This window comes from Desulfosarcina sp. (assembly GCF_041551955.1).
Lineage (GTDB): Bacteria > Desulfobacterota > Desulfobacteria > Desulfobacterales > Desulfosarcinaceae > Desulfosarcina.
This window is the reverse complement of record NZ_JBFELV010000455.1, coordinates 1-4032: the sequence shown is the minus strand read 5'-3', so window position 1 is coordinate 4032 and position 4032 is coordinate 1. Positions and strand designations below refer to the sequence as shown.

The following is a 4032-nucleotide window of genomic DNA, read 5'->3' as shown; positions in this document are numbered from 1 at the left end:
TGCCCGGAAAAGCCCTGGTCACGGAAACGGATTGGACAGCACATTGTTCAATTCCTTTACCCGGGATAACGATATCGAACATCGGGCGCTCATGTTCCTGATGGCCCAGAAAACCGATTCCGTATTGGCCGCACTGGCTCGGACCCTCGAGCAGGAACGACAAAAACTGGGCGGCGTCGTCAGAAAACCGTCGATGACCGACGCCATTGATGCCCTGCAGGCCGAAGCGACTCCTGCCTCGGCCCCTCATCATTCGTCCTACGACCAGATTCTGCCCATGGCCCACGAAGGGATTGGGGTTGCGAATATCGCCCGTCAGCTGCAATTGCCCGAAGCGGAAGTCTCCTTGGTCATGCGTCTGAATGCCGCATAACCGCGGAACTGGCGTTATTTTAAAGAAAAAGGAAAAAAAGACCGGCAGGGCATTTGTTGCCTACCGGTTTTTGATTTTCAGCCGGTTTGGGGAAGGCACACATCGTCTCATCGGCCGAATTTAAAGACGGTGCGGAAAGCGCGGCTTGTGGCACACAGGTTGCAAAAAAATCTGTCAGCTATGAATGAACCCTTCACAACCCTTCAGGAGTCAACCCCATGAGTGGTGGAATGTATCTTGCCGCAGCCGGCGCCCTCGTTCAGCAATTACGGCTGGAGGTGCTTGCCAACAATGTGGCCAACATCAGCACCATCGGCTATAAAGGCGATCGATCCGTATTCCAGATCCCGCAGGAAACCGAACCCCAGACGTTTGAGACGTCCATCGAAGCGGTTCAATCCTTGTCCCCGTACGCCCCGCCTTTTGCTACGGTCGTTGATTTCAGCCAGGGGGCGATTCGTCAAACCGGCAACCCCTTGGACGTTGCCATTAACGGCAGCGGTTTTTTCTCCATCCAGACACCCGACGGTGTTGAATACACTCGTCAGGGAAATTTTTCGCTGGACAGCAGCGGCGTGCTGATTACGCCCGACGGCCATCCGGTGCTGGGTGAAGGTGGCGAAATCACCCTGGAGGAAGGAACCGTCGAAATCGATCTTCAGGGGGGTGTTTACCTGGATGGTGACGAAGTGGGCCGGCTGCAGATCACCGATTTTTTGAATCCCGAGACGCTGAAAAAGGTCGGCAACGGGCGTTTTGCTGAATCGGATGGAACGGCTGTGGGCGAACGCTCGGAAGACACCACATTGAGCCAGGGATACCTGGAGGCTGCCAACGTCAACCCGGTAAGGGCCATGACCGAGATGATCGAGACGTCACGGGCCTTTGAAGCCTATCAGAAAGTGATTCAAAGCGCAGATGAAGCCACTTCCAAGAGCATCAATGATGTCGGAAAAACCATCTAAGAACAGATGAGGAGGAAACCATGATCAGAAGCCTATGGTCCGCGGCTACAGGAATGCAGGCTCAGACATTGAACATCGATGTGATTTCAAACAACCTGGCCAATGTCGGCACCTCCGGATTCAAGAAAAGCCGGGCCGATTTTCAGGACCTGCTTTACCAGACACTCCGATCACCGGGGGTGTCATCCTCCGCAGACACCCAAGTGCCCACCGGCACCCAAGTGGGCCACGGCGTGCGCCCCGCCGCCACCCAGAAGGTGTTCACCCAGGGGGAATTCAACCACACCCAGAATCAATTGGACATGGCCATCGAAGGCGGTGGGTTCTTTCAGGTGATCCAGCCCAACGGAGAAACCGGTTATACCCGGGCGGGTACATTCAAGCTGGACAGCGACGGCCGGGTGGTGACGTCGGACGGATTCCCCATGGAGCCGGAACTGACCATCCCGGCTGATTCGGTTGCCGTCTCCATCGGGACGGACGGTACGGTTTCCGTCATGCTGGCCGGAGACAACCAACCCTCGGAGATCGGCAATATTGAACTGGCCGGCTTTGTCAATCCGGCTGGTTTGAAAAGTGTCGGCAGGAATCTTTTCATTCCGTCCGCTTCATCAGGAGATGCAACCACCGGTACGCCCGGCGAGGATGGATACGGCACCATCGCGCAGGGGTATCTGGAGATGTCCAACGTGAGCGTCGTGGATGAGATGGTCAACATGATCGTGGCCCAGCGGGCCTACGAAACCAACAGCAAGACCATTCAGGCCTCGGATGACATGCTTCAGACCGCCACCAACCTGAGAAGATAGGTTCGATGATGAGATATGGAATCAACCGATCCGACCGTCAGCGAAAAACGGGTTTATGCCTTTTAATCATGGCTGCGGCGTTTCTGATTTCACCGGCTGCGTACGCCTCGAACGGCACTTGCCTCACACTCAGAGAAGCAGCCCTGGTCGACCAGGAATCGGTTCGCCTGTCCGACGTCGCCAGGTTGACCGGCCTATCGGAGAACCAGATCGAGACCATCGGTGCAATCATCGTGGCCCGATCCCCTCAACCCGGTCAGACCCGTTTCGTGGGTGTCGACTATATCCGCATCCGTCTCAAACAATCCGGTGTCGATACGTCATCGATAATTTTCAAGGGTACGCCGGATGTGCGGATTACCCGGCAGGCCGCCGTGTTGCCCGTCCAACGGATGCAGCATGCGGTTGAAATGGCGATCCGCAGCCGCATGCCGTGGAAAAACGAAGATGTGACCATCAGCGAGATCGTGCTGGATGAAACCATCCAGCTTCCCACCGGATTGCTGACTTATCAAGTCGAGCCCGCCCGCAACGAAGATTATCTGGGCCGCACGATGGTGGCCCTGCATCTTTTTGTAGACGGGCGACCGGTGCGAAAGGTCTGGGTCAATCTGACCATTTCCGTCATGGCGGATGTGGTCACCGTGATGCGGCCCCTGGGAAAGCATGCCTATATCCAACTGGCAGACCTGTCGGTTGTGCGCCGTGACCTGTCGGATCTCTCGTCGGATTCAGTCAGGCGTATCGAAGACGCTTTGGGAAACCGGACGACACGGGCGATCTATCCCAAAACCGTACTCCAGTCGAGCATGTTTGCCTCACCGCCGCTGGTCAGAAGGGGAGACATCGTCAAGATCGTCGCCAACTCCGGTCCGATGATCATTACTGCCACCGGCATGGTCAAGCAACAAGGGTGCAAGGGTGAGATGGTTCGGGTGGTGAATACGGATTCCAACCGCATCATTACGGCGCGTGTGACAGGCCCGGGTGCCGTTGAAGTCAATTTTTAGGGAGGTTCTTCATGGTCCATCCATTCATCGCTGACATCGCCCGCCAATCTCGGTCTTGGGTGATTATTTCTGTTTTGGGGATCGCTATGGTCGGCTGTGCCAATGGTTTCTCTGGAATGGGCAAACCGATTCAGTCCAAAGCACCCAGCTATGGCCCCGACCCGCAGGCAGTCTTGCCAGCCCCGTTGGCGGCCATGCCCCAATCCCAGCCAGACGGCTCTTTGTGGCGGGATGACGCACCCTTGATCTCCATGTTTTCCGACCAGAAGGCACGAACCGCAGGCGACATCGTAACCATAAAAATCGCTGAATCGTCTGAGGCCACCAACAAGGCCAGCACCGCCACGGATCGTTCGTCTTCGCTGAGCGCCAGTGTGGATGCGTTCTTCAATGCCGAAAAACGATTTCCTGCCGATCAGCCGTTTTTCAATCCCTTTGCCAAACTGGCCGGCGGTATGGAAAGTGATTTTCAAGGCAATGGAACCACCCAACGAAGTGGAGATCTGAATGCCTACATTACCGCCATGGTGACACAGGTGCTGCCAAACGGCAACCTGGTCGTCACGGGGTCGCGGGAGGTGTTGATCAACAACGAAAATCAGATCATTCAACTCTCCGGTGTGGTGCGGCCACGCGATATCAACGCAGACAACCAGGTGCTTTCCACCTATATTGCCGACGCCAGGATATCTTACAGCGGCACCGGTGTGGTCAATGACCGGCAAAAACCCGGCTGGTTGACCGCGATTGTCATGAAGATATGGCCCTTTTAGGAATTATTCGAGATTTTTTATTGGGTGCGGGTGATTTGTTTTTTCCGGTTCAGGAATTAAGAATAGAAGGGTTTAGATGAAAATAAAACGTATCGTACTCAT

5 protein-coding genes are annotated in these 4032 nt (G+C 55.4%); all 5 read left to right on the top strand.

Annotated features, from left to right (window positions below):
• Positions 1 to 373 (top strand): DUF2802 domain-containing protein (locus tag ABYV26_RS22350; protein ID WP_372683570.1); only part of this gene is annotated, 373 nt, incomplete at its 5' end.
• A 218-nt stretch (positions 374 to 591) separates the two neighbouring features.
• Complete coding sequence (flgF, locus tag ABYV26_RS22345; RefSeq protein WP_372683569.1) at positions 592 to 1338, top strand: flagellar basal-body rod protein FlgF; 747 nt, start codon at positions 592 to 594, stop codon at positions 1336 to 1338.
• 20 nt (positions 1339 to 1358) lie between these two features.
• A complete protein-coding gene (gene flgG, locus ABYV26_RS22340; protein WP_372683568.1) occupies positions 1359 to 2147 on the top strand; it encodes a flagellar basal-body rod protein FlgG in 789 nt (262 codons plus the stop codon).
• 5 nt (positions 2148 to 2152) lie between these two features.
• A complete protein-coding gene (gene flgA / locus ABYV26_RS22335; RefSeq protein WP_372683567.1) occupies positions 2153 to 3157 on the top strand; it encodes a flagellar basal body P-ring formation chaperone FlgA in 1005 nt (334 codons plus the stop codon).
• Positions 3158 to 3168: 11 nt separating this feature from the next.
• Positions 3169 to 3930 carry a flagellar basal body L-ring protein FlgH gene (locus ABYV26_RS22330; RefSeq protein ID WP_372683566.1) on the top strand — a complete coding sequence of 254 codons (762 nt, stop codon included), beginning with the start codon at positions 3169 to 3171 and terminating at the stop codon, positions 3928 to 3930.
• Positions 3931 to 4032 lie beyond the last annotated feature (102 nt).

Bases quoted from the DNA above. Each gene is read 5' to 3' on its own strand.
- flgG (WP_372683568.1), top strand. From the start codon at position 1,359: ATGATCAGAAGCCTATGGTCCGCGGCTACAGGAATGCAGGCTCAGACA.
- flgF (WP_372683569.1), top strand. From the start codon at position 592: ATGAGTGGTGGAATGTATCTTGCCGCAGCCGGCGCCCTCGTTCAGCAA.
- ABYV26_RS22330 (WP_372683566.1), top strand. From the start codon at position 3,169: ATGGTCCATCCATTCATCGCTGACATCGCCCGCCAATCTCGGTCTTGG.
- flgA (WP_372683567.1), top strand. From the start codon at position 2,153: ATGATGAGATATGGAATCAACCGATCCGACCGTCAGCGAAAAACGGGT.